The 23,441-nt window shown below is 60.9% G+C and carries 18 protein-coding genes and 1 pseudogene; 12 read left to right on the top strand and 7 right to left on the bottom strand.

Going from position 1 to position 23,441, the window contains the following annotated elements:
- Positions 1-298: 298 nt before the first annotated feature.
- Complete coding sequence (locus tag ACVWVY_RS30025; RefSeq protein ID WP_456629761.1) at positions 299-1,618, top strand: O-antigen ligase family protein; 1,320 nt, start codon at positions 299-301, stop codon at positions 1,616-1,618.
- 80 nt (positions 1,619-1,698) lie between these two features.
- Here ACVWVY_RS30025 and ACVWVY_RS30020 read toward each other — a convergent pair whose 3' ends face one another.
- Positions 1,699-2,364 carry a response regulator gene (locus ACVWVY_RS30020; protein WP_456632340.1) on the bottom strand — a complete coding sequence of 222 codons (666 nt, stop codon included), beginning with the start codon at positions 2,362-2,364 and terminating at the stop codon, positions 1,699-1,701.
- Positions 2,365-2,841: 477 nt separating this feature from the next.
- Positions 2,842-3,285 (bottom strand): annotated as a pseudogene (locus ACVWVY_RS30015) (histidine kinase); the annotation flags it as partial.
- A 1,261-nt stretch (positions 3,286-4,546) separates the two neighbouring features.
- On the opposite strand from ACVWVY_RS30015, the gene ACVWVY_RS30010 reads away from it, so the two are divergent.
- The 4 genes from ACVWVY_RS30010 to ACVWVY_RS29995 all read left to right on the top strand — a co-directional run bounded on the left by ACVWVY_RS30010 (position 4,547) and on the right by ACVWVY_RS29995 (position 8,462).
- Positions 4,547-5,005, top strand: a complete 459-nt coding sequence (locus tag ACVWVY_RS30010) for a hypothetical protein (RefSeq protein ID WP_456629760.1) — start codon at positions 4,547-4,549, stop codon at positions 5,003-5,005.
- Positions 5,006-5,300: 295 nt separating this feature from the next.
- Entirely contained in the window at positions 5,301-6,335 is a 1,035-nt protein-coding gene (locus tag ACVWVY_RS30005; protein WP_456629759.1) for a catalase, read from the top strand.
- Positions 6,319-7,044 carry a hypothetical protein gene (locus ACVWVY_RS30000; protein WP_456629758.1) on the top strand — a complete coding sequence of 242 codons (726 nt, stop codon included), beginning with the start codon at positions 6,319-6,321 and terminating at the stop codon, positions 7,042-7,044. Before ACVWVY_RS30005 ends, ACVWVY_RS30000 begins: the two co-directional genes overlap by 17 nt.
- Before the next feature lie 5 nt (positions 7,045-7,049).
- Positions 7,050-8,462, top strand: coding sequence for a Dyp-type peroxidase (locus ACVWVY_RS29995; protein WP_456629757.1), 1,413 nt, complete (start codon positions 7,050-7,052; stop codon positions 8,460-8,462).
- Positions 8,463-8,519: 57 nt separating this feature from the next.
- Here ACVWVY_RS29995 and ACVWVY_RS29990 read toward each other — a convergent pair whose 3' ends face one another.
- The gene (locus ACVWVY_RS29990) at positions 8,520-11,738 is read right to left on the bottom strand and encodes an adenylate/guanylate cyclase domain-containing protein (RefSeq protein WP_456629756.1); all 3,219 of its coding nucleotides are present in this window, start codon (positions 11,736-11,738) and stop codon (positions 8,520-8,522) included.
- On the opposite strand from ACVWVY_RS29990, the gene ACVWVY_RS29985 reads away from it, so the two are divergent.
- Positions 11,737-11,994 (top strand): hypothetical protein, encoded by a 258-nt coding sequence (locus ACVWVY_RS29985; protein WP_456629755.1) that lies wholly within the window; start codon positions 11,737-11,739, stop codon positions 11,992-11,994. The genes ACVWVY_RS29990 and ACVWVY_RS29985 overlap by 2 nt on opposite strands.
- On the opposite strand, the gene ACVWVY_RS29980 is transcribed toward ACVWVY_RS29985, so the two are convergent.
- The 4 genes from ACVWVY_RS29980 to ACVWVY_RS29965 all read right to left on the bottom strand — a co-directional run bounded on the left by ACVWVY_RS29980 (position 11,970) and on the right by ACVWVY_RS29965 (position 16,913).
- Positions 11,970-13,664 carry a sulfatase-like hydrolase/transferase gene (locus tag ACVWVY_RS29980; protein WP_456629754.1) on the bottom strand — a complete coding sequence of 565 codons (1,695 nt, stop codon included), beginning with the start codon at positions 13,662-13,664 and terminating at the stop codon, positions 11,970-11,972. The two genes, ACVWVY_RS29985 and ACVWVY_RS29980, sit on opposite strands and share 25 nt — an antisense overlap.
- A 40-nt stretch (positions 13,665-13,704) precedes the next feature.
- Positions 13,705-13,923 (bottom strand): hypothetical protein, encoded by a 219-nt coding sequence (locus ACVWVY_RS29975; protein ID WP_456629753.1) that lies wholly within the window; start codon positions 13,921-13,923, stop codon positions 13,705-13,707.
- Between the two features lie 454 nt (positions 13,924-14,377).
- Positions 14,378-15,463: a transporter gene (locus ACVWVY_RS29970; protein ID WP_456629752.1), complete on the bottom strand. Its 1,086-nt coding sequence runs from the start codon at positions 15,461-15,463 to the stop codon at positions 14,378-14,380.
- A gap of 598 nt (positions 15,464-16,061) precedes the next feature.
- Positions 16,062-16,913 carry an outer membrane protein gene (locus ACVWVY_RS29965; protein ID WP_456629751.1) on the bottom strand — a complete coding sequence of 284 codons (852 nt, stop codon included), beginning with the start codon at positions 16,911-16,913 and terminating at the stop codon, positions 16,062-16,064.
- A gap of 568 nt (positions 16,914-17,481) precedes the next feature.
- Here ACVWVY_RS29965 and leuC point away from each other — a divergent pair.
- From leuC to ACVWVY_RS29935, 6 genes are read left to right on the top strand one after another with little or no spacing between them, the layout of a single operon-like run.
- Positions 17,482-18,885 (top strand): 3-isopropylmalate dehydratase large subunit, encoded by a 1,404-nt coding sequence (gene leuC / locus ACVWVY_RS29960; RefSeq protein ID WP_456629750.1) that lies wholly within the window; start codon positions 17,482-17,484, stop codon positions 18,883-18,885.
- Position 18,886: 1 nt separating this feature from the next.
- Positions 18,887-19,534: a 3-isopropylmalate dehydratase small subunit gene (leuD, locus tag ACVWVY_RS29955; protein ID WP_456629749.1), complete on the top strand. Its 648-nt coding sequence runs from the start codon at positions 18,887-18,889 to the stop codon at positions 19,532-19,534.
- The gene (leuB, locus tag ACVWVY_RS29950; RefSeq protein WP_456629748.1) at positions 19,531-20,670 is read left to right on the top strand and encodes a 3-isopropylmalate dehydrogenase; all 1,140 of its coding nucleotides are present in this window, start codon (positions 19,531-19,533) and stop codon (positions 20,668-20,670) included. Before leuD ends, leuB begins: the two co-directional genes overlap by 4 nt.
- Positions 20,670-21,716, top strand: a complete 1,047-nt coding sequence (locus tag ACVWVY_RS29945; protein ID WP_456629747.1) for an ABC transporter substrate-binding protein — start codon at positions 20,670-20,672, stop codon at positions 21,714-21,716. The genes leuB and ACVWVY_RS29945 overlap by 1 nt, the downstream gene beginning before the upstream one ends.
- Positions 21,713-22,546: an ABC transporter ATP-binding protein gene (locus tag ACVWVY_RS29940; protein WP_456629746.1), complete on the top strand. Its 834-nt coding sequence runs from the start codon at positions 21,713-21,715 to the stop codon at positions 22,544-22,546. Before ACVWVY_RS29945 ends, ACVWVY_RS29940 begins: the two co-directional genes overlap by 4 nt.
- Entirely contained in the window at positions 22,543-23,415 is an 873-nt protein-coding gene (locus ACVWVY_RS29935) for an ABC transporter permease (RefSeq protein WP_456629745.1), read from the top strand. The genes ACVWVY_RS29940 and ACVWVY_RS29935 overlap by 4 nt, the downstream gene beginning before the upstream one ends.
- Positions 23,416-23,441 lie beyond the last annotated feature (26 nt).

The following is a 23,441-nucleotide window of genomic DNA, read 5'->3' as shown; positions in this document are numbered from 1 at the left end:
CCACCGATTTGGGGGGAGGGAAGGCGGAATATTTTTTGCGCAGGAGGCGGGATGACCCAAATCAGCCAGAAATTATTCAACAAAATGCCGTTTGCGCACAACGATACTGGGAGCCTTCGGAAGGCGGGGTGTGCCGGGAGATGAAGGCGCACGGTTAGATAGTGTTTAGTCAAGCAAGGTGTATGTACGTGCGTATCTCGGATGATTGTTTGAAAGCCGAGCCGATCGCTCCGGGGACGCGTCCGCCGGCATCGCTGCAGTTCTTTGTTGCCGATCATTCTCGAATGGCAGGCGTGCGATGTCAGAACTGACCGTCACCGTCGCACGGCCGGGAATTCCGGCATTTATCGGCGCGTGGCCGCAATCCCGGTTCTGGCTTCTTTGCGTCGATCTTTACCCGGCGCTGGCCGCCGCGTCGCTTCCATGGTCCACAACGGCGGTTTCCGTTTTCATGGTGCTGTGGTTGATCGCGGTTCTTCCCACGATCCGCTGGCCGGCGTTTTTCGAGGCGCTGCACGCACCGGCCAGCTACCTGCCGCTGGCCTTCTTCGCACTGGCGTGTGCAGGCCTGCTCTGGACCGCGGACAGCTGGCCGGTCGGATTTCAAGGCCTCCTGCCCGTTGCAAAGCTGCTGGCCGTTCCGCTTCTTCTCTATCACTACGAGCGCTCCGAGCGCGGGCATTGGGTGTTGTTCGCTTTCCTGGCTGCCTGCGTCCTGCTCATGGGATTGTCATGGGTGACATACTTCGCCGACTGGAAACCCTCGCCCAATGGGCTCGCTGGAGTCCCCGTCAGAAACTACATCGATCAAAGCCACGAATTCGCGTTGTGCCTGTTTGTGATGGCGCCGCTGCTGCTGTCATTCGCAGCCAACGGTCATCGTGCGTGGACCTTCGCCTGCGCAGCCGTCATGTTGGGTTTCTACCTCGACATGCGGTTTGTCGCGACATCGCGCACGGCATTCGTCTACCTGCCGGTGTTGTTGATCCTCTTTGCCGTCAAATATCTGAACCGGAGACATGCGATTTATTTTCTGCTGTTTGCGGCAGTCGTCGAGTTCGGAGTTCTGCTCTCATCGCCCTATCTGCGTGACCGGGTCGTGCGCACCGTGCAGGACTACAAGGTGGATCGCGATACCAATGCCTACAAGGAGGCGGATCGCGATACCAGTACCGCGACTTCGAACGGCCTGCGACTGGCGTATTGGCGCGTTTCCATCCGGTCGATTTCCGAGGCGCCGGTTTTTGGCCACGGCACCGGATCAACCCAGCAGCTTTTCAGCCGCGAAGCCGAAGGCAAGAGCGGCGAATGGGCAAACATCATCCGCAACCCTCATAACCAGACGCTTTACGTCGCGATCCAGTGGGGCGTGCTGGGTTGCCTCGTGCTCTATGCGATGTGGTACTTCCATCTGCAGCTGTTTCGCGGATCCTTTTTTGCATCATGGATAGGCCTCGTGATCGTGGTTCAGAACTTCATCAGCTCGCTGCTCAATTCCCACCTGTTCGATTTTCACGAAGGGTGGGTATACGTGCTGGGCGTGGGGGTCGCGGGCGGTATCGTCGCTCGCGCGCAACGCGTGTCCGGCTCTGCGCGAGCTCGAAATTGGCAAGCGTGATTTCGGCGAGGCGGCTCGCCCAAGAAGAGTGCGCAAGACAAGCGCGCTTCGGTCGTGGCGGTCGATCGCCGGATCATGAACTACTGGTGCTCGCGTCCCTCCACCAGGGTTATTAGCCCGTTTCGCAGCCCAACAAGCACGAGCTCAACGTCGGATGAAACGCCGAGCTTCGATTTGATGGCGTAGTGATAGTTCGAGACCGTCTTCGGGCTGAGATAGAACGCGGCGGCTATCTCTTCGGCCGACCGGCCATCGAGTAACATGCGTAGTATCTCGAATTCACGAGGGGAAAGACTGTCAATGACACTTGCATCCTCCTGTAATCGGCTCCGTGCAATGGCCTCGCTGATCTCGGGGCAGATTGCAACACGGCCGGCAGCCACGTCGCGCACCGCACTAACGAGTAACTCGGGCGGGCTACTCTTTGTGACAAAGCCCTTTGCACCGGCCCTGAAGGCCTGGAGAGCGAATGTAGCGCTCAAGTGCATGGTGAAAACCAGCAGGCGCGCCGCTGGATCCCACTGACGTATCTGGCGAATGGCATCAATGCCTCCGCGACCTGGCAATGAAACGTCCATCACCACAACGTCGGGCTGTTTGCTCTTGTAGGCTTGATAGGCGCCCGCCGCATCGGCGGCCTCGGCGACGACAGTAATGCCTTCATGCTTTTCAAGAAGCCGATGGTATCCCTCACGCACAACCGCGTGGTCATCGACAAGCATGACACTGATACTTCGCGGCCTCATAATGCTGGACCCGCGGTATTCGTAATAGGAATCGTGACGCTGAGGATGAGGCCCTTCTCCGGCCTCGACACAACGCTCATCTCCCCGCCCAGCGCGAGCGTTCTCTCGCGAATCCCGATCAGCCCAAGGCCAAAACCCAGCCTCTCCCTTGATCTCGTGCGCCAATCCCTCACCATCATCCTCAACGGTCGCCTCGACCAAGCCAGCGCCAGACCGTGGCTCACCGCCTTGAGCAAGGTCGATGCGCACCACGGCACGCACGTTGGCCGCCTGCGCATGCTTCGATGCGTTTGTCAGACCCTCCTGAACGATATGAAAGATGTGACCGGTAATCGCCAGGGGTAGCTCGTTCACGTCGCCGTGCGCCTCAAGCAGGAATTGGGTCTTCCCGCAACCGAGGCGATTATGATCGGCGATTAATCCCTCAAGGCTCGCGAGCAGACCGGTATCGTCGATCTCCTGCAGTCTCAACTCCTGCACGGTACTGCGAAGCCCCTTCATGATATTGCCCGCAATTTCCGTAAGGGCCTGAGCTTCGGGAACGAGAGATGGACAATCAGTCGAGGCGGTAATTTTGATCGAAGCTGCCGTCGCACTCATGGCGCTGAGGTTCTGGGCCAGCTCGTCATGAAGCACCCGTGCGAGGTGACGCCTTTCCTGCTCGCGGGCTTCCACCAGACGTCGCGCAAGGTCGGCACGCTCGGCGGTCGCGACTTCCAGGGTGTTCGCCAGATCGTTGAAGACGTCGCTTATCCTTTGCATCTCGGCAAGCCGGAACGGCGGGAGCCGGCACTTCAGATCGCCCGCGGCCAACCGGTTGAGGCCGCTAACGACATCTCTCGTCGGTCGCAGCGCGCGCTCGACGACAAAATACACCAAGATGCCCAGAGCGCCGATCGTCGCGGCGGAGAGGCCGAGCATCCGCGAGATTTCAGACCAGGCGCGCGCCGTCACGGCTGACGGGTTCGAGCTGACGACGACCGTGCCATGTACGAGACCCCGGTGCGTGACGGGACGCTCGTAAGTCATCCGACTGCCGGCTGCCCGCTGATAGAAAGCCGAAAACCATGCCGGTGCCTCGGCCACCTGATCGTGGAAACCCAGACAGCGGGAGATGGGATCCTTCTCGGGTTCGTTGAACTGCAAGCACTGACCCGGGCTCATCAGCTGATCGAGAAAGGCATCCATCAGACGAAAGCGCCCTTGCAGATTAATGCGGTTACCGAAGATGTTGGTCAAAAGCGGCGCTTCCAGATACCTGCCAACAGTATCTGCTACGGCCCGATTGGCCTTCAACGTCTCCTCTTCTGCCTGGTGCACGGAGAGAGCCGCTCCACCAAGAAAACAGAATAGCGCGACGGCCGCTACTTGCTTCAAGAGCGACCATTTGAGATCGAAGACCGGTCGGTGCCGAAGAGCCCTTGTCTCCTGCATGGCGGGGACCCGTGACGCTTTCTTCAGACTACAACATTCAGCCGCCGCTCGATACTGCCCGGTTCGACGTCGGGCAAATTGCCCAAGACGTCGCAGGGAGTTCGCTCTGTTTCCCTGAATGACGGTGTGTCAGATCATGGGCAAGCGGCGCACACCGATCGCGCGGAAAAATTGAAACGAGGGTCAATTCGAAATCGTGGTGCAAATATCTCTATCAAGAGGAGATTGCCATGAGGAAAATATTCCGGATAGCTGCTGCCATCGCGCCGGTGATGGTAGTCGGCTTCAGCGCAGGATCTGCGGAGCTTCCTACCTTTGAGGCGAGGGGCTTTCCGATCTCGCGGCACCAGGTTGCGGTGCTGGGGGCGGCCAACGTTCAAGAGCAATCAGCCGTTGCCACGCTCACATTGAGCGAAATGCCAGCCTCTCCGCATCAGATCGCGGTCTTGACGCGGCGGCAAAGAGTAAACGACCAGCAGACTGCCATGAGCGGCGAGCGAGCGACTATAGGTTCAGCCCGGCTCTCACCGGTTGTCGCGATCGAGCGGCCGCACTAAGCCGCGCTCCTGCGGCGTCTGGCCTGCCATGAGCCGCCGCACGGAGCCTTTCGGTTTTGAGCCTCAGAGCCAAGCTTCTATCTTTTGCGTTCTCCGTGCGAACCGGCAACGAGCCATTGAAAATCTTGAGCGTCGTGTTTTCGGCAATGTTTGTCACCGTCTCTGATGCCGGCATTGGAAGGAGAGCTGTAGTGTCAGCACTTTTGGGGCAGAAAGACATCACGATGTTGACCAGTCCCGGTGGACGCAGGCCGACACACCCTTGCCGGTTGATCGTGGCGCTCATGGGCGGAGTGAGTGCGGTTGCTTTTCTCGCGCTCGGCACGGCCTATGCGCATGACCCGAACCGACCAGAGCTCAACGCGTGGTTCAAGAGTCTCAAGAACAAGGTAGGTGAGCCGTGCTGTGACACCGGAGACGGCCAGCACGCGGAGGCCGAGTGGGACATGGCAAAGGGTGGGTACAGGGTCTTACTGAAGCATCCGCACAGGCCAAACGAACCAGGACAATGGTTTGACGTGCCGTATTCCGCCGTGATCGATCAGCCGAACCTCAGCGGCATCGCAATGGTTTGGTGGTGGCCGTCCTACTCCATGGATGGAAGTATGACCCCCAAGTGGCGTTGTTTCATTCCGGGAGCAGGGGGCTGATTCTGCGAGGATCGGCACATCCTTTGGGCCACATCCGGAGTCTTGCACCGCAACAAGACACGCACCCAGCCGATCACTTTGTCGGTGCGCGCGAGCCCCATCGGGGCTGTCGAACCCTGCTATTTCGAGTTGTGCGGCGCTTCATTCGGCTAACTTTGTGAACGACATCACACATGCGGCCGGCGATCGAATGTAAGGTTCGCGCGAAGGGTGTAGGCTGAATTCGATCAACTTCGCTAACCCATCGGGCGCACCAACGGCACCCTCAGCGGTCCGTCCATCATGGAGAGGGACAATGGTCGATGTGGCAGTAGCAAAGCGGCTCGTCGAGGTCATCATTGCCAATTTGCCGGCTCCTGTCCCCGGGAAGAGGCCGGTCCACACGATCGGCGTAGGCGTGAAGGGCGAGTTCGTAGCGTCGGACGTGGCGCGCACCTATTGCGTCGCGGAGCACTTCAACGGTCAGACCATCCGCGTGTCGGCGAGGTTCTCCAACGGGTTGGGTGGCCTGGAGCAGCATGACGGATGGTCCGATGTCCGTGGCATGGCGGTGCGCTTCCACCTGCCGGACGGGACGGGAAGCGACCTGATCGCGACGACGCTTGGTGAATTTTTCGTCCGCAATGTCCCGGACTTTTTTGAATTCGCTGAGGTCGCGAAGCTCGAACCATATCGAAGACGACACTGGCTGCTAAAGATTGCAGATTATCTGCGGCTCAAGGTACCTCCCCGCAACCCGTACCCGAACGAAACCCAGAGCGTCGACGCGGGAGCACTCCGTTATGCCGACCGGCACCGGTTCTCCCAGTTGGGCATATTCCAGGTCGCTTCGATCGGCGCACCGGAGAGCTATGCCCGCGCAAGCTACCACGCCGTCCATACCTTCTGGGTGACGGCCCCCAATGGCGTTCGCCGCCCGGTTCGCTTTTCCTGGCAGCCGGTCGCCGGCGTTCGCAACATCGCTGCTGAGGACGTATCGCGCGACAAATATCTGTTCAAGGAAATCGAGGACCGGCTGAAGCGGTGGCCGGCCCGATTCATGCTGATGATGACCATCGGCGAAGCGGGCGATGCGCTCGACGATCCCACGAAGCCCTGGCCAAGCACACGGATCCGGATCGCCATGGGTACTCTTACACTCACCGAGGTCCCCACGGATCAGGAAGCGGCTGGCGAGCGCATCAGTTTCAATCCCTGTCGCCTCGCGCCCGGCATCGAAGTCTCCAATGATCCGATCCTCGAGGCCCGCCGGAATGCCTACGAAGTCTCGCGCGAAATGCGCGGTGGATGTCCCTTCACGTGGAGGCCGGACAATGCCAATCCCAAGTGACGAAGGGCGGATCGATCGCTTTGTGGACCGGTTGCCCAAGACTCGCTTCTTCGAGCTCGTGGCCTCATGGATCCTGGTGCCGTTGTGGGCGCGATTGACGCCGGTGAAGCCTCTGCCCGGTGGTCCCCACCCGTCGTTTCGGCACGGTGACAACGTCCAGTGCATGATGAATCTGATCATGCCGCTCAAGAACAAGTCACCGGTCGGGCGAGCGCTGGCCGCGCTGGCGATCGCGCAAAACAAGGATGCGATCTACGCCGGATTGAACAATGTCGGCACGGTGCATTTCGCGCGCTTCGTCATCGTCGGCGACAACATCTGCATGTTCTCCGTCTATGACGGGGATTTTACCAATTACATTCGTGATTTCATCGCGACGATCGGCAGCGTGTTCAACGCCGTGGTCGAACTTGTCGAAGGCGGAGAACAAGTGACCCCTTGCGAAAAGAATGTCGAGGCATTCATCCAGTGGGTGCACGAGCGCGACCTGTACCAGGTACCGGACACCGCCACCGACTTTCTGCGAGACCAGGAAGCCTTGATTGGAGACAACGCCGTATTTCCGGTCAATGACGATCTGACTCTCCTTCCGCGCAAACTGATCCTGCAGCTTCGCGCCAACGCGAACGTTTCGCTCGGCAATGGCTACCGGGCTTACCCCGGATTTTCAGTGGCTCAGGTTCGCAAACAATTGGGGTTAGGCTGGTGAGCGCTATGTTCGACCTCGCTGATCTGCAGGGCAATATCTTGCGTGGCTACACCAAGATGCCGTACGTGCGCTACCTCATCCTTGAAGTCGCGGATCGCATTGCGGCACGGCGCTGGCTCGCCGCCTGCATATCCGGCCGCGACCACGACGTTCCGCAGATCACAACAGGAAATTGGGGGGCAGCCAAGCCGGACACCTGTTTCAACATTGGCCTGACCTACGAGGGATTACGCGCCCTCGGCACGCCGAGTTCTTCGCTTGAGATGTTCCCCAACGAATTCATCGAGGGCATGACCGCACGCGCCTTGAAGCTCGGAGATGTGGGGTGGAGCGCGCCGGAAACCTGGCCATCGCCCTTCGATGAGCCCGAACGGATCCATCTCATCGCAACGATCTACGCGGGAGATGTCAAGCAACTGGACCAGGTTCAGCAGCGCGCCCTCGACCGAAACGCCCTGACGCTGCTCGGCACACGCCAGGGATATAATTTCGCGGACGACTTTGTTCACTTCGGGTATCGCGACAACATCATGCAACCGAGATTCGAGGGGGTTCACGACCCGGAGCGCTATCCCGACGGACAACCCATGGCCCCGCTCGGTACCGTGTTGCTGGGACATCCGACCAACCTGGAAGGTTTGACGTGGCGGGTTCCTCAACCCGAAATCCTGGGGCACAACGGCACCTTCAACGCCTTTCGCGTGCTGAAGCAGGACGTGGTCGGCTTCGAGGAGTATCTCGATCAGGCGGCATCCTATTTGCTCACGCACCCGAAGGTCGACGAATTGCTGCCGCCCGGGGCTGAAGTGAAAATCTGCCAGGTTCTCTCAATGGCACCCCCGTCGCGTCATGACGCCTTGCGCGAGATCGTCGCCGCCAATCTGTGCGGCCGATGGCGCGATGGCACGCCGCTGGCACTGTCGGCAGATGCACCTGATCCCGACGTCAACAAGGCGAATTTTGACTACGTCGGCGACTCGCGCTGCCCTTATGGGGCCCATATCCGGCGGTGCAACCCGCGCGGCGGGCATATCGTACAGCGGATAGCGAACAACAGTCGGCGCCTTGTACGGCGTGGCATGCCCTATGGACCAAGCTATGATCCGGCGAAGCGTAAGCGGGACGAGACCGAACCGGAACGAGGCCTCCTGGGCAACTTCATCGGAGCCAGCCTCGGCGCGCAGTTCGAGGCCATGTCCTGCGACTGGCTCAACCTTGGCCTGCAGGATCCGCGCATCACCGGCTCGAACGACCCGATCACCGGCACCAACAATCCCCACACCAGCTGGTTCGACCTGCCGCTCGCATCCGGCGACACGATCCCGCTGCGCGGATTGCCCGAGTTCGTCACCACACGGGGCGGCGCCTATACGTTCCTGCCGAGCCTCTCTGCGATCCGTTATCTGGGATCGCTGTGATGCAAGACGCCCAAACAGGCCGAGGGCTTTTAGCCGGCCCTCGCAAGGCGTGATTCACTAGTTCAGCTCTCTCACCAGATCATCGGCCTCGCGCAGATCGCGGGAAGTTTCCGCGGATGCAAATTTCGCCCGGGTCGATATCAGCAGGTCGCGTGCTTCGGCGCGTCCGGATGCGCTCCCGCTGGCGCTGACCAGGCGCGCGATGCTGATCGCCGTGCGCAATTCCCAACCGACCGCGCCGAGCTTTCTGGCGGAGGCAAGCGAGCGTTTGAACAAGCGCATGGCGGCCCGGTCGTCCCGCATTGGTTCGCGACACAGCAGCGAGCCGTGTATCCGATAAATTTCGGGAGCAGCCCAGCGCTCGCCGGTTTGCTTCACCAGGGACTCAGCCGAAGCAGCAAAGCTTCGGGCCCTTTCTAGCTCCCCGATCCGTCCGAATTCCGTGGCGAGCAGAATTCGATAGAGCGGAATTTGAATGCACCTATTCTCGGCGGGTAGTAAGCGGAGCAGACCGCATAGCTGTTCGAGCACCTTTGGCGCCGGGCCTCGTGCGGCCAATGCCGCAGTCGCCCACAACGGACCGATGGTCCGGTACATTGGATAATCGTATTCATCAGCGACCTTCAGGCCGCGTTCGACGCTGGCAAGGTTGGCCGCAAGATCGCCTTCATACCAGTGATCGGACACGCCAAGAATGGAGGCAAATGCGAGCATGAACGGGTGCCCGATCTCGTTCGCGAGTTGCCGCGCCGTCTCACAGCACTCTCTGGCCCGAGTGGGCCGACCCAACAGCCATTCGATGTGCCCGGAATAGACGAGCGACACGATCAATGGATCATGCTGATAGATCTGGACGAGCTTGCCGTGCTCGCGAGGATTGTAGCGGGCGCTGATCAGAGCCGCGAGCTCACTTGCCTGCTCCAGACGACCGAGAAAGAAGTTGGCGATCACGGCAGCAGCGTACGCCATGAGGGCAGCCTCGTCGTCGCGCCACTCCTCTGCCCGTCGGACGAAATCCTGCGCATGCGCGAGGCCCTTGGTGAGCTCGCAGTTGACCAGTTTGGCTATGATACTTCCCCACAGCACCGTCGCCTTCTCGCGAATGGTGCCATAGCTCGCGCAAAGCTTGAGTGCGCGACTGTAGGGCCCATAGACGTGCGGATCGGACCATCCTGTGGTGGCGATGTACGCCATCGCCAGGTTGGATTGCAGTGCCATTTCAGCTTCGAAGCGCTGTGGTGAAGCGGGCAGCTTCGGAATTAGCGAGAGGCCCTCGCGAAGATGCGCCACCGCCTCCTTGTTGGCTGACCGGCGGAGCGCCGATTTACCCGCCTGAAGCCAGGCCTCAATCGCTTCAGCAATGTTGCCTGCGCGCGCATAGTGATAGCCGAGCACGGCGGGCTGGCTGCTCTCCCTGATCGCGGCCTCCTGAAGCAGCCACGAGGCGACGCGCGCGTGGAGCTCGCGCCGCTCTTCCATGAGCAGCGAGGAGTAGGCGGCTTCCTGTATCATCGCGTGCTTGAACGTGAACATCTCAACCTGAGATTCGATGCGGTACACAATCCCGGCGCTCTCCAGTGCCTCCAACGCATGTTGCAGCGTTTGGCCTCTGCCTGGAAGCACGTTCAAAATAGCGTCATGAGTGAACTGCCTTCCGAAAACGGAAGCGATCTGCGCGACGCGCTTGGCAGGACCGAGACGATCAAGGCGCTCCATCAGTGAATCGTGAATACTTGACGGCACTAATGGCTTGGGCAATCTTTCGCTCAACGCCAGGGCGTCGGCGTCGCGCCCGCCTGCGCGGGAATCGATCACGGCCCGCGTAAACTCCTCGACGAAGAGCGGCACGCCATCGGTTCTTTCCACGATCTGGCTGGTAATCCGGCGCGATACGATATCGCCGCCTGCGACGGCTGCGACCATTTGCTCGCATTCGTGCGGCGCCAGCTTTTGCAGGGCAATCCTTCGAACGGCCAAGCCTGACAACCAGTCCGCCTCGTAGTCATCGCGATGCGTGATCAGGATCATGATCCGCTCGCCAGAACAGCGAGCAATTATGCGTACCAGCAATGCGGTGGTGGTCGGGTCCATCCACTGGACGTCTTCGATGATCCCCAGGATGGGCCGCTTGCGCGAGGCCGCGATAAGAACGTCGGTGAGCATCTGAAAAGCACGCTCGCGCTCAAAGGGAGAGCCGAGATCCGCGGGTTCGTAGTCCGGGCAGGCCGGTATCGATAGGATCGCTCCGTAGTATCGAAGTGCGTGCGCGACATTGGGGACGGCTCTTGTCAGGAGCGCGCGCAATTTCGCCAATGCAAGTTCCGGGTCGTCGGTTTCCTGGATGCCGGTTGCGCGCCTAAGCCTCTCGATTTCCGGGGCGAACGGCGTGTTGACGTGGAATGGCGAGCATTGCAACGACAGAACATCACGCGCAGACCTATCGAGATCACTGCGGAACTGGCGGATCAAGCGTGACTTGCCGATGCCGGGTTCGCCGGAAATGACGCCGACCTGTCCCGAGCCCGATACACTCTGCTGCCACATCTCAGCAAGCAACGCGCTTTCGCTGACCCGGCTGATCATCGGGGCGAGGGGCGCCCTCCGCGCCCTATCGAACCTGCTTTCGCTGGGCCTGAGAGCTTCCGCACGCCAGGCTTCGACCGGCTCCTCCACGCCCTTGAGCGGCCGCCTGCCAAGCGGCGCGTAGCTGAATGTGCCGCGCGTCAGCTCGTAAGTGCTGGAACCGACCACGACACCATTTTCGCTGGCGAGCCCTTGCAGGCGGGCCGCGACGTGTGCCGAACTGCCGAACACCTCCCGCCGATCGAGAGGCTCGCCAGGCACGCTGCCGACGACGACCACTCCGGTGTTGACGCCGATGCGCACGCCGAGGTGGACGAAGCTGCCGTCCGACAACAGAAACTTGTGTTCCTTGATGGCCGCGGCGATCGCCAGCGAGGCCCGAACCGCGCGTTCGGGATCATTTTCATGGGCTTGCGGCACGCCGAAATATGCCAGCAATCCGTCGCCGATCATTCTGGCAATGTGACCGCCGTAGCGGCGGATCTGCTCGTCGCAGATATCGCGGTAGGTTCTGATAACCGCGAAAAACTCCTCGGGATCGATCCGCTCACTCAGGGGCGTCGAGCCAACGATGTCGACAAATGCCACGGTGAGCTGCCGGCGTTCGGCGTGCAGAGCTTCATTCTCGACATTCGGCGGCGCCTGCGTCCGCTGAAGTCCACCCGAACGATCGGGCTTCGGTTGGCTGCTCATGTCCCACCATGTTCAGTTTCCGACGCACCTGTCGCAAGACAAGATAGACGTCGAGCCGCATCCGGTTGACGCTGTCGAGCGGCCTGTGCTCGGGCTGAAAGTTCCGGGGATTGAACACCATGTGCTCGCAGTCGTACAGCTGATTTTGCGCCGGAAAACCCTGCTTTTGAATGGCAATGCTTCCCAGCCATGTCTCAAGGTGCCAGCACCGGACATAGCGGGCCCACTCGATCACTTCGTCGGCGTCGGCGAATAGCGGCCGCGTTGAACGCTCGGCCCCATGTCGATCATGCCCAGATCCACAAGCGTGCGATGGAAGCGGCGCTTCCGTTCGGAAGGCGATGCAAAGTAGGTTTCCCGGCAATGGTCAAGCAAGCTGGCGCGAGTGGCAAATATCGGATCAAGCGGCAGACCTGCTTGCTGGAGCGCCACGGTCCCCAGAAAAGCAATATCCAGGTCCGCACCCGGTCCGGAAGCAAGGCGATCAGGGGAGATGTTTAGCGCCTCCATCGCATAAAATGTGCGGAACGCGCGCCGTGCATCGTCGGGGAGTTTGAGTTGCCGATCAATGCGCTTCGTTACCACGGGCTGATGGTCTCCGTAGTGCACGATGAGAACAGGACGTTTTGGAAAATTCGTTGCCAGCGCAAACTTGAGCCGTTTCCAGGTCGAGGCCGTCTCCGCAAGCCTTGCGTAATACTCGGCATATTGAACATCGGGGAGGCTTGATGCGGCAAAGGCACGTTCGTTCTCGAACTGTCCGGGTGCCGCCAGCCTTCGATTGTGGGGGCCGTGATTGAAGTTAGTCAGCGCGTATAGAAAGCGGGGCGCCGGGTCGTCGGCAATACCCTTCGCATGGGCCGCGAACGCCGCTTCCAGAAAAATTGCATCGGAATTTGTCGTCTCGAACTGGCGGACGTCGAACGGTGGAGGGAAATCGTCCGCAAAGATGCGTTCGCCAATGCCTATCGAACGATAAAATTCATCGTAGTTGAGAAAGCTGCGACGGCAACTCGACGCGAGCATGGTCCTGTAGCCAAGCGCAGCCAACGAATGGGGAAGACTGTTGTGAAATCGGCCCGCGCCCTGCTTGAAAAGGTAATAGGCTTTTGAGCCGAAGCTTGCACTTGAAAGACCGGTCAAGAGGCTAAATTCAGATTGCCACGAACCTCCGCCGAAAATGTCGACGTTGAGGATTCCATGGAGGCCATTCTTTGGGGAGAGAAACGCTTCGACAGTGGGCTCGATCGGAAGTCCAAAAATGCGAGGATCGAAGATCGATTCATGCTGGATGACGATGATGTCGGGGTATTCGACGGTGCGCGCCGGTACGGCCGCCATTAGCGGCAACGGGTCATTTGCAATATCGCTCAGAGCCAATCGGCCGGCTTGCCGCCAGGAATGTGGATCGATTAGCGAGGCCATGAAGGTCGAGTAAAAGCACCGCCGTTGGGCCATGATCCGCCGGAAGGAAATGCCGCCGCCGCTTGTCCTGAAAGCCGTTACAACGCAAATAAGCGTAGCGCTGAATAAAAAAACTCTGACGTCTAGAGGAACGGACGGCCCGGTTCCATGGATCATGGTCGCGACTGCAGCCAGGATGAGTACGGCAGCCCCGGTCAGAACGGCGAATACGGCGCGCGGGTACTGCGATATGAAAAAGGGAACTGTGCCTGCAAACATCAGCGGCAAGTCCGTTACGATCAGCTTAAGCGCGCTGTAATTATGTTTGGTGGTTGATGCGGCGGTGATGGCTGCGGCCAGCACACCGGCCAGCAATATCGCCCTGTCGAAATCGCCAACGATGAATGAGATCGCGGTCGCGCTAAGGGAAAGCGTCGAGATCGCGAATGGCAGGTGCTCGGCGCTGCGTTCGGCCAGCAGAATGACACCGATAGCCGCCAGCAATATCAGGGTCAGAGTCATGTGGGCAAGGTAGCCGGAAGTGAGCGGAATTCAACCCGCGTCACCTGCTGGCAGCTTGCGATTTGATCGAGACGCCGAGTCGCATGGCCCGCTTCCGGATGCGTTCCGGTGATCGATCCATCGCCTTTGCTATCTGCTCAAGCGCCTTTTTGGATTTGGCTAACTCCAGCAGGCGGCGATCGTCCTTGAAGGACCAGGATTTCCGAACCATCGCCAAAAAGCTTTCTCTGCAGACAAACTCTCCGCAGACAAACTGCAAGATGAGTACCCAAGCAGTGAGTAGGTCGCCGGAACCTCTCAAAGGTTCATTGAAGAGGGCGTCTGCGCCTTGGGGAGCAAGTCTTGCTCAGGCTCTCTTGTGTAGAACCGCCGCTCGCCGTCAGGCATTTTGTTAACCGTAGCTCTGTATCTTCGTGGCAATCGCGGATTGCCCCCAAGGCCCCGCGGGATCTAGTAACCGCGTAGGAGGCCCGCCAACTCAACCTGGCGGGCTTCTTTGGTTGCGGGACCGTCGTGGCGGTTCGCGGCTGCCTTGGCGGCGACGGAATCTTGCGAGGAGCGGGGCAGTCCCGGCATCAGGCCATGCGGTGTATCGCCCGCGTGGCCTTTGTCTTGGGGGCGGGTCCGCCTCCAGGGCACGAGGCCCCCTGATCGCGCAGTACGCAGGGCTAAACTCGGGGACTGGCCAATCTGCGCGACTGGGTTTGTATGGATCAGGGCCCGAAGACGGCGGAGAACCCCGTCAAAACGCGCCACGTGGGGGTCGCTTGAATCCCGTTGTAGTCGTTGACGACCGGAATGCCGACCAGCACGTAGCCCGACCAGTTCTCGATCGTCAGGCGCAGACCCGGCGAAATGAAAATCGTGTTGCCGCCTGAATTTGGATCGGCGATTCCGAAGGTTCGCTGCTTGTCGTGCCACTCTCCATTGATCTCAAGCAGAGCGTCCAAGGCAACATGCCCGTGCGGAGCGGTCACCATCGGAGCCTTGGTCGCCATCCGCGAGTGATCATGGCCGGCATGCGCAAGGGCGTTGCGCGGGTCATGCGAATGCGGCTCGCTCGCGGTTTCGCCGAACAGTCGGTAGGCCAACGCGCCGTTGTAGAGAAGTCGGTTGCCGAGATTGGTGTCTTGCGTCCCGGTCCCGGTTGCAATCGCGAGTATGTTGGCGTGAAAGCTCAAGGCGGGAGTCAAGCGCTGGCTGAAAGCGGCGCCGAACAAGCCATCCCAAGAGCCCGATCCAGGTTGGAACTCGGCCTCGAAGATTTCTCCGAACGGGTCAACCAGGTTGGTTGCGCCGGTCGGCGCCTTGAAGCCGAACAGTGCCGCCGCCTGCGTTCCGCTCGCTTGATTGTTCAGGAAGCGATACTGGCCCAGCACGGTCACATCGCCGAAACCCGACGTGTTGCCGCGGTCACGCACTGTGGCGGGATCGGCCGGGTCTTCCTGCACGCCTTCGAGAATGCCGGTGCGGCGGACCAATGGCAGGCGCACCGACACCGTCAGGTCGTTGGTGATGCCATAGGCAAACGCAAGCGACCGACTTTCGACCGATTGCAGTCCATGGACGTCGTTACCAATATTGGCGAGCAGAGTTGGATCGCTCAGTTGCTTCAGCCGCAAATAGTCGACGAACAGGGAAAAGGCGAACTGGCCTTGATCGAGTGTACCGGCGCCGATCGTGAAAATGCCGCCGGCACCGCCAATGCCGCCGATGCCTGGATGATGCGCCGAGGCAGTGCTCGCGCCGATGGTCATCGATACTACCAGCGCTGCAGTGAACGAGCGTCGCTTCCTCATTGCCAGCTCCGTTCACGTCGTCCGCGACGGGCGCAAGGGATTCGAAACTACGTGGCCATCACCAGGGATCGACGTTCACTGACAATGTGAGTATCCGGCGCGGCGCTTGCACTCTCGGAATAACGCACGTCCTATGTGACGATAGTCGATCTCCGTGCGACTGCGACCAGTCGTCAACCGCGGGGATTTTCTTTTTTTGAGCTTGTCACCCAAAAGATACATGTCACCGTTGACCGCGCCGACGAGGTGATTGAATAGCCCTTTGCTGCCGCCTACAGGCAGGCCGCGTGGCCTTTGCCTTTGGGGGGGGCGGGGCCGCCTCTAGGGTTACAAGGCGGCCCCTGACCGCGCAGTACGCTGGCTAAATTTGGGGACTGGCCAATCTGCGCGACTGCAGCCACGCTAGACTTGTTTGGATCGGCCGCAACGAAACTCGCATGTTAAGCTTGATGTTGGTCGCGCAGGTTAATTCTGGAACCCGGACAGTATCAGGCGAACAGGTCGGCGCCGCTTTGCGTGAGCACCACCAGGGTGCCGGCAACAAAAAGCCCCGAACGATGTCGGGGCTTTGTGCGAGATGCTCCGGCGAGCGGTGAGATCAATACCTGGCGACCACCTGACCGCCGAACTTGTAGTTGACGGTCAGCCGCACCGTGTCCTCGGTGAAGCGCTGGCTCTGCGTGATGCTCGTGGTTGGAAAGCCTCCGTTCGTGCTAAAGCCCGTCACGGACGAACGTCCCAGGTCAATGTGGAGATATTCGACGCCGACATTCCAGTTGCCCGCGAACGCCTTCGAGATGCCAGCACCGGCGGTCCAGCCGACCTTGACCTCTGAGCTATTGCCCGCGAAGGAGACGCCTGCGCAGCCGCCACCTCCGGGTGTACAAAAGAAGTTGATGCTGCTTTCGGTGTTGCCGTAGGCCAGACCACCGGTGCCGTAGGCCAGCCAGTCGCCCATCGCAAAACCGGCCTTGCCGCGGACCGTTCCGAACCAGGTGATTTTTGCAGACAGGCCCTCAGTCGTATCGGCCGCTGTGGCGGCAAGTGTCGTTAATGCGTTCCGACGGGCGGTGAAATCTGCGCCCTGGATATCGGCGACCACACCCAATACCCAGGTGCCAAATTGACGGTCGTAACCGATCTGCAAACCTCCGAACACGCCATCCGGGTTGAGGTTCGGAAACTGGTTGCCACTGCTGAAGCCGGGGAAGCCTGTGGTGAGAAAGGTCGTGATGTTTCCGGCATTTCCCGGATTCACCAGGGAAAGGCTTGGATCGGTGTTTCCACCCCAGCCATAACCGACGTTGCCGCCAACGTAAAACCCGGTCCAATCGTAGACCGCAGCCACGGCCGGCGGTGCCTTGGTGTATGGGCGGGCAGCCAAATCCGCAGCCTGGGCGCCGGAGGCGCTGCTGAGCGCGACCGCTGCAGCAATCAAAATACGCTTCATTTCAACATTCCTAACGCGTCAAATCTCGATGTGAGAGAGTAGACCGGTTCGGCCGGTAAAACTGTAGCGCGAGGAACACACGGTGGAACAATACACTCGTCATGGTGGCAGTGCCGGCTCCATAAGGGTTTGGACGGGCGTTGTTGCATCGTCGGCGGCAGGCCTGCCGGAATGATGCTCGGCTGTTTGCTCGGACGGGCGGCATCGATGTCGTGTGCTTTGAGGAGCTGGCGATTTTCGCGGCGACACCGTGTATCGCTCGACGCTGAGGTGATGGACAAACTCGGGCTGGTCCAAGGCTTCGTGAGACTGCTTCCTGAAATTGGCGCGTCAGCGCCGGCAGCGGATCGACGGGATGGATTGGATGCGCCGCTTCGATCTGACGGCGTCCCACGCCAGTGTGGGGCCTAGCCCACCAAATGAGGCGTTGGCCCACGGGCTCCGATATGTTTTGATAATCGCAAGCGAGTTCGGGCGACGACCTGAATAGCAGGCCGTGCAAAACGGCCGGTGGCGGTGCATCGACCTGCCATCGAAGAAGAAAAAACGGGAGGATACGGCAGTGCAAATGCCCGCCCGAACGCTGCTGGCCAAGATCTGGGACCAGCACGTCATCTGTCGCGTCAGCGACGACACCGATCTGCTTCATGTCGATCGTCATCTGTTGCACGATCTGGGCGGCTCGCGTGGCTTGCTCGATCTCAAAAGCCGCAACCTGCCGGTACACAATCCGGAGCTGACCTTCGCAACGCCGGATCATGCGATTTCGACGGCGCGCGGGCGGGCCGGCACCAGCAAGGTCGGGCTGGAATTGCTGGCGGGCCTGCGGGCCGAGACGTCGGCGACCGGCATCCGGATGTTCGATGTCGACGAACCCGGGCAGGGCATCGTTCATGTGATCGGGCCCGAGCTTGGCCTCAGCCTTCCGGGCTGCCTGATCGTCTGCGGCGACAGCCATACCTGCACCCATGGCGGACTGGGGGCGCTGGCGTTCGGCATCGGCTCCAGCGAGCTGACCCATGTGCTGGCGACGCAGGCGCTGATCCAGCGCCGGCCGAAAACCATGCGGGTGCGGTTCGAAGGCCGGCTGCCGGCTGGCGTCACGGCCAAGGATCTCATCCTCGCCCTGATCGGTCATGTCGGCGCCGCGGCCGGCACCGGCTACGCGGTCGAGTATGCCGGCAGCGCCATTCGCGATCTGCCGGTCGAGGGCCGGCTCACCATCTGCAATCTGTCGATCGAACTCGGCGCCAAGATGGGCCTGATCGCGCCGGACGAGAAGACGTTTGAATATCTGCGCGGACGGCCCTATGCGCCGCAGGGTGCGATGTGGGAGCAGGCGGTTGCGGCGTGGCGAAAACTGCCGAGTGATCCCGATGCGGTGTTCGACAGCGAAGTCGTCATCGATGTCGAAAAAATCATTCCGCAGGTGACCTGGGGCATCAGTCCGGAACACGTCGTCGGCGTTGATGGCCGCGTGCCCGATCCGGGCGAGGTCGCTGACCCCGCGCGCCGCGCCGCGATCGAGACGGCGCTCGACTATATGGGACTGGTCGCAGGCGCACCGATCGCCGGCACACCGGTCGATTGGGTCTTCATCGGCTCATGCACCAACAGCCGGCTCAGCGATCTGCGGGCCGCCGCCGAGATCGCCCGCGGCCGCAAGGTTGCGTCGGGCGTCCGTGCCTGGGTCGTGCCGGGTTCGGAGACCGTCAAGCGCGATGCGGTCGCCGAAGGGCTGGACAAGGTCTTTACCGATGCAGGCTTCGAATGGCGCGAGCCCGGATGCTCGATGTGTCTTGCCGCCAACGGTGAAACCGTGGCCCCCGGTCAGCGTTCGGTCTCGACGTCGAACCGCAATTTTGTCGGCCGCCAGGGTCCGCGGGCACGTACCCATCTGGCAAGCCCGGCCAGTGCGGCCGCAGCGGCCATCGCCGGCGCCATCGCCGACGTGCGAACGATGGGGCGCTGACATGCCGAAACCGTTCAACACCCTGACGGCGATCGCCGCCCCCATCATGCGCGGCAATATCGATACCGACGTCATCATCCGCATCGAGCGGCTGGTCGGAAATTCCATTCGCGGAACGCTCGGCAAATGGGCTTTCGGCGCGCTTCGCTATCTCCCCGACGGTTCGGAAAATCCTGAGTTCATCCTGAACCGTGAGCCTTATCGAAGCGCGGAAATTCTCATTACCGGTCCAAATTTCGGGTGCGGTTCCTCGCGCGAAGGCGCGGTCTGGTCGTTGCAGGAAATGGGCATCCGCGCCGTCATCGGTTCGAGCTTTGGCGACATCTTCTTTGCCAATTGCTTCCAGAACGGCATCCTGCCTGTTGTCGTCGACAAGGCGATTGTCGATGGCCTTGCTGCCGAGGTGCAGCAGACCCAGGGTGCCGGGCGTATCAGCATCGACCTGCAGCAACAGACGATCATCTCGCCTTCGGGACAGCGGCACGATTTTGCAATCGATCCGCGCCGGCGCGCGGGCCTGCTGGAGGGGCTCGATGAAGTCGCGCTGACATTACAGCGCGATGACGAGATCCGCGCCTTTCAGGCGGCCGACCGGGCAGAACGGCCCTGGATCCACTTTGCAAAGAAAACGGCAGGGAACGCGGCATGAAGGACCGGTCCAACATGATCAAGGTCGCCGTGGTCGGCGGCGAGGGTATCGGCCCCGAAGTGACCGCGCAGTCGCAGCGGGTGCTCAACTGGTTTGCCGCCAAACGCGGCGTTCCCATGGTGTTGCGCGAAGCGCAATACGGCATCATTCCCTATCTCGCGACCGGCAAGGTGATGCCGCCTGACACCGTCGAAGCGATGGAGGAGGCCGACGCGATCCTGTGGGGCGCGACCGGCGGCCCGGAGACGAAGGAAGTGCCCGCAGCGGCACGCAAAGCGGGCAGTCTGCTCGGCCTGCGCAGCAAATACGATCTTTACGCCAATCTCAGGCCGATCGTCGCCCATCCGGCGCTGGCGGAGTCGGCGCCGCTCAAGGCCAGCGTGCTGAGGGACGTCGATTTCGTCATCATCCGCGAACTGACCAGCGGCATCTATTTCGGCGAGCCGCGCGGCATCGAGACGCTTGCCGACGGGCAACGCCGTGGCTTCAACACCGAGCAATACACGACCGATCAAATTCGCCGCGTGGCGCGTTCCGCCTTCGAGCTGGCGCGGACGCGTAGGAACAAGGTTTGCTCGGTCGACAAGGCCAACGTGCTTGAAACCAGCGTGGTGTGGCGCGAGGAAATCATCGCCTTGCACGCCGCGGAATTTTCCGATGTCGAGCTCACACATATGTATGTCGATAACGCCGCGATGCAGATCGTGCGCGAGCCCAGGCAATTCGACGTGATGGTCACCGGCAATATCTTCGGCGACATCCTGTCCGATTGCGCGGCGATGGCGTCCGGCTCGCTCGGCATGCTGCCATCGGCCTCGTTGGGTCCGCTCGACAAGTTCGGCCGGCGCAAGGCGCTTTACGAGCCGGTCCATGGCAGCGCCCCCGACATCGCCGGCAAGGGCATTGCCAACCCGCTCGGCTCCATCCTCAGCGTCGCCATGATGCTGCGCATGACGCTCAGCCGGCCCGAGGATGCGGACCTGCTGGAAGGGGCCGTGGCAAGCGCCTTGTCGGGCGGCGCGCGAACCGCCGATATTGCCGAGCCGGGAGCGAAGCGGCTGTCAACGCAGGAAATGGGCGATGCGGTGCTGAACGCGCTGGAGAAGGTCGCCGGCAAAGAAAAGGAGCGCGCCTGATGGCACATTTCACCAGACGTTCGGCGCTCACGGTCATCGCGGCCGGTGGCGCTTCCATCGCCTCCGGCAGGGGGTGGGCCGAGGACAAGCCCGGCCGCGTCATCTATCCCGTCGCCGTGCCGGTCTATCAGACGCAGTTCCTCGCCGACAGATTGGGATACTTCAAGGAAGCCGGTCTCGACTGCAAGCTGATCCAGGGTGGCAGCGGCGTCAAGACGCGCGAAATCATCGCCTCCGCGCAGGGCGACATTGGCATCGGCGATATCACCCATCCGATGCAGCTCTCTAATCGCGGCCGCAATGGCCGCGTGCTGATGCCGGTCGATACCCGTTCCTCTTCGGTGATGTTCATCATCCGAAAGGATCTTTGGGATCAGGGCATCACCTCGCTGGAGAAGCTGACGGAATGGAAGCGACCCGACGGGCGAAAGCCGATCGTCTCGGTGTCGTCGCTGGGCGGCACCAACCACGTCTGGTCGTCCTATTACATGGAGACGATGGGGCTCGACCAGAAAGTCACCTGGATCGGCACGGGCAATGTCGACACCATGCTGGGCTCGCTGAAGACCAAGCAGGTCGATGTCCTCGTCAGCTCGCTGTCGTTGCTCAACGACTCGAAAGAACAGGGCTGGGGCACGCTGCTTTTCGACGGCACCGATGAGACGATCTGGAACAAGTACATCGGTGGCAAGGTGCCGGTTACGGCACATTTCACGCTGCAGGCGACCATCGACAAGGACCCGCCCAAGATGCAGGCCTTCGTCACCGCGATCTGGCGCGCGACGCAATGGATCAGGAAACATTCGCCCGACGAAATCTACGACACGATCGAGCCTTATGTCGGCAGTACTTCGCGCGCCGCCAACATCCTCGAGATCACCGCGCTGCAAAAGGTCACCGACTATGAATCGTCGATCGATGCGGCGGCTTTCGCCCGCGGCGAAAAGGTCTGGTTCCGGGAAATGACCGGCATCAAGCCGCTGACGCCGGCCGATCTGGTCAGCCCGACCTTTATCGAGGCAGCGCGAAAGGCGTATCCGGCTTGAACGTCCAGAACCTTTCGACTGGCCTGCCGGATGGACAATCCAGTGTCCAGCGCATCGACGTCAGGGGATTGAGCAAAACGTTTCAGCTTGCGGGGAACGCGATCGAGGCGGTGCGGGACGTTTCCTTCGGTGTCCGCCGCGGCGAGTTCGTAGCACTTCTGGGGCCGTCCGGCTCCGGCAAGAGCACCGTTCTCAACATGATCGCGACGCTGATCAAGCCGACCAGTGGTCAAATCCTGATCGACGGTGTGCCGGTCGTTGCGGGCAAGGCGACGCCCAATGTCGGCTACATCTTCCAGCGCGATACGCTGTTCCCCTGGCGCACCGTCGCCGACAACATCGGCTACGGCCTCGAACTGGCGGGCGTTCCGGAAACCGCGCGCAAGCAACGCATCGCGGCCTGCGTGGCGCAGGCGGGCTTGCAAGGCTTCGAACAGGCCTATCCATCCGCGCTATCGGGCGGCATGCGTCAGCGTGCGGCGCTGATGCGGACGCTGGTGGTGGAGCCGCAAATATTGCTGATGGACGAGCCGTTCGGCGCGCTCGATACCCACACCAAGATCGACATGCACGACGTGCTGCTGCGGATCTGGGAGCGCGAGCAGCAAACCGTTCTGTTCGTGACCCACGACCTCGGCGAAGCCTTGACGCTGGCCGACCGCATCATCCTGTTCTCGGCGCGGCCGGGCCGGATCAAGGACATGTTCGAGGTGGACTTTGCGCGACCGCGCGATGCGGTCAAGGTGCGTGAGACGCCGCGCTACGCCGAGCTGTTCCAGCACATCTGGCACTCGCTCGGCGAGGAGTTCGTCAAGGGACGCACGCCATGAGAACACGTCGTATTGGCAATACGCTGGCCTGGCAGGTGTTTATCTGCGTGGCTGTATTGTCGATCTGGCAATGGGGATATGACCTCCATGCCAAAGTCCCGTGGCTGGTGCCTGATCTGCTCGATCCCTATTTCGTGTCAAAGCCCTCGCAGATCTTCGAGCACTTCCTGATCCTGAGCTGCCTCAAATCCAAGCTCGGCGTGTTCAATGGCTGGTTCAATGGCGACTTTGCCAAGTGCATGGTGCGCAACGAGAACAATCTCTGGATCGCGACTGCGATCACGCTGAAGAACACGTTCTTCGGCTTTGTCACGGGGGTGTCGAGCGGCTTTGTCGCAGGGCTTATCCTTGGACGTTCGGACCGGCTCAGCGCGATCTTCCAGCCTTTCATTACGGCGGTGAATTCGATTCCCCGGATTGCGCTGGCGCCGATCATCGTGCTGGCGTTCGGGATCGGCGACACCTCGAAAATCGTGACCTCGTGGATCGTGGTGGTGTTCCTGGTGTTCTTCAACACCTTTGAAGGCGCCCGTTCGATCGACGAAGGCTTTATCAATGTCGCGCGGCTGCTGGGCGCGAGCGAATGGCAGATCACCCGCACCGTCGTGATCCCCTCGACCATGGCCTGGGTGTTTGCTTCGCTCTCGCCGGCGATCTCCTTTGCGCTGATCGGCGTCATCGTCGGCGAATTCATCGGCGCGGAGCGCGGGATCGGCCGGCTGATCATCGAGTCCGAGGCCCGGGCGGAAGCCTCGGGGATGATGGTTGCGGTGATCGTGCTGATGCTGGTGGGGGTGGCGCTTTCGGCCATGATCTGGCGGTTGCAGGCCCATCTGTTGCGCTGGCAGCAACACAATATGGTTGAGTAGGCTTGATGGTTGAGTAGGCTTGGCTC

The sequence above is a fragment of the Bradyrhizobium sp. URHC0002 genome, from assembly GCF_054059515.1.
This window is presented reverse-complemented; position numbering and strand designations above follow the sequence as displayed.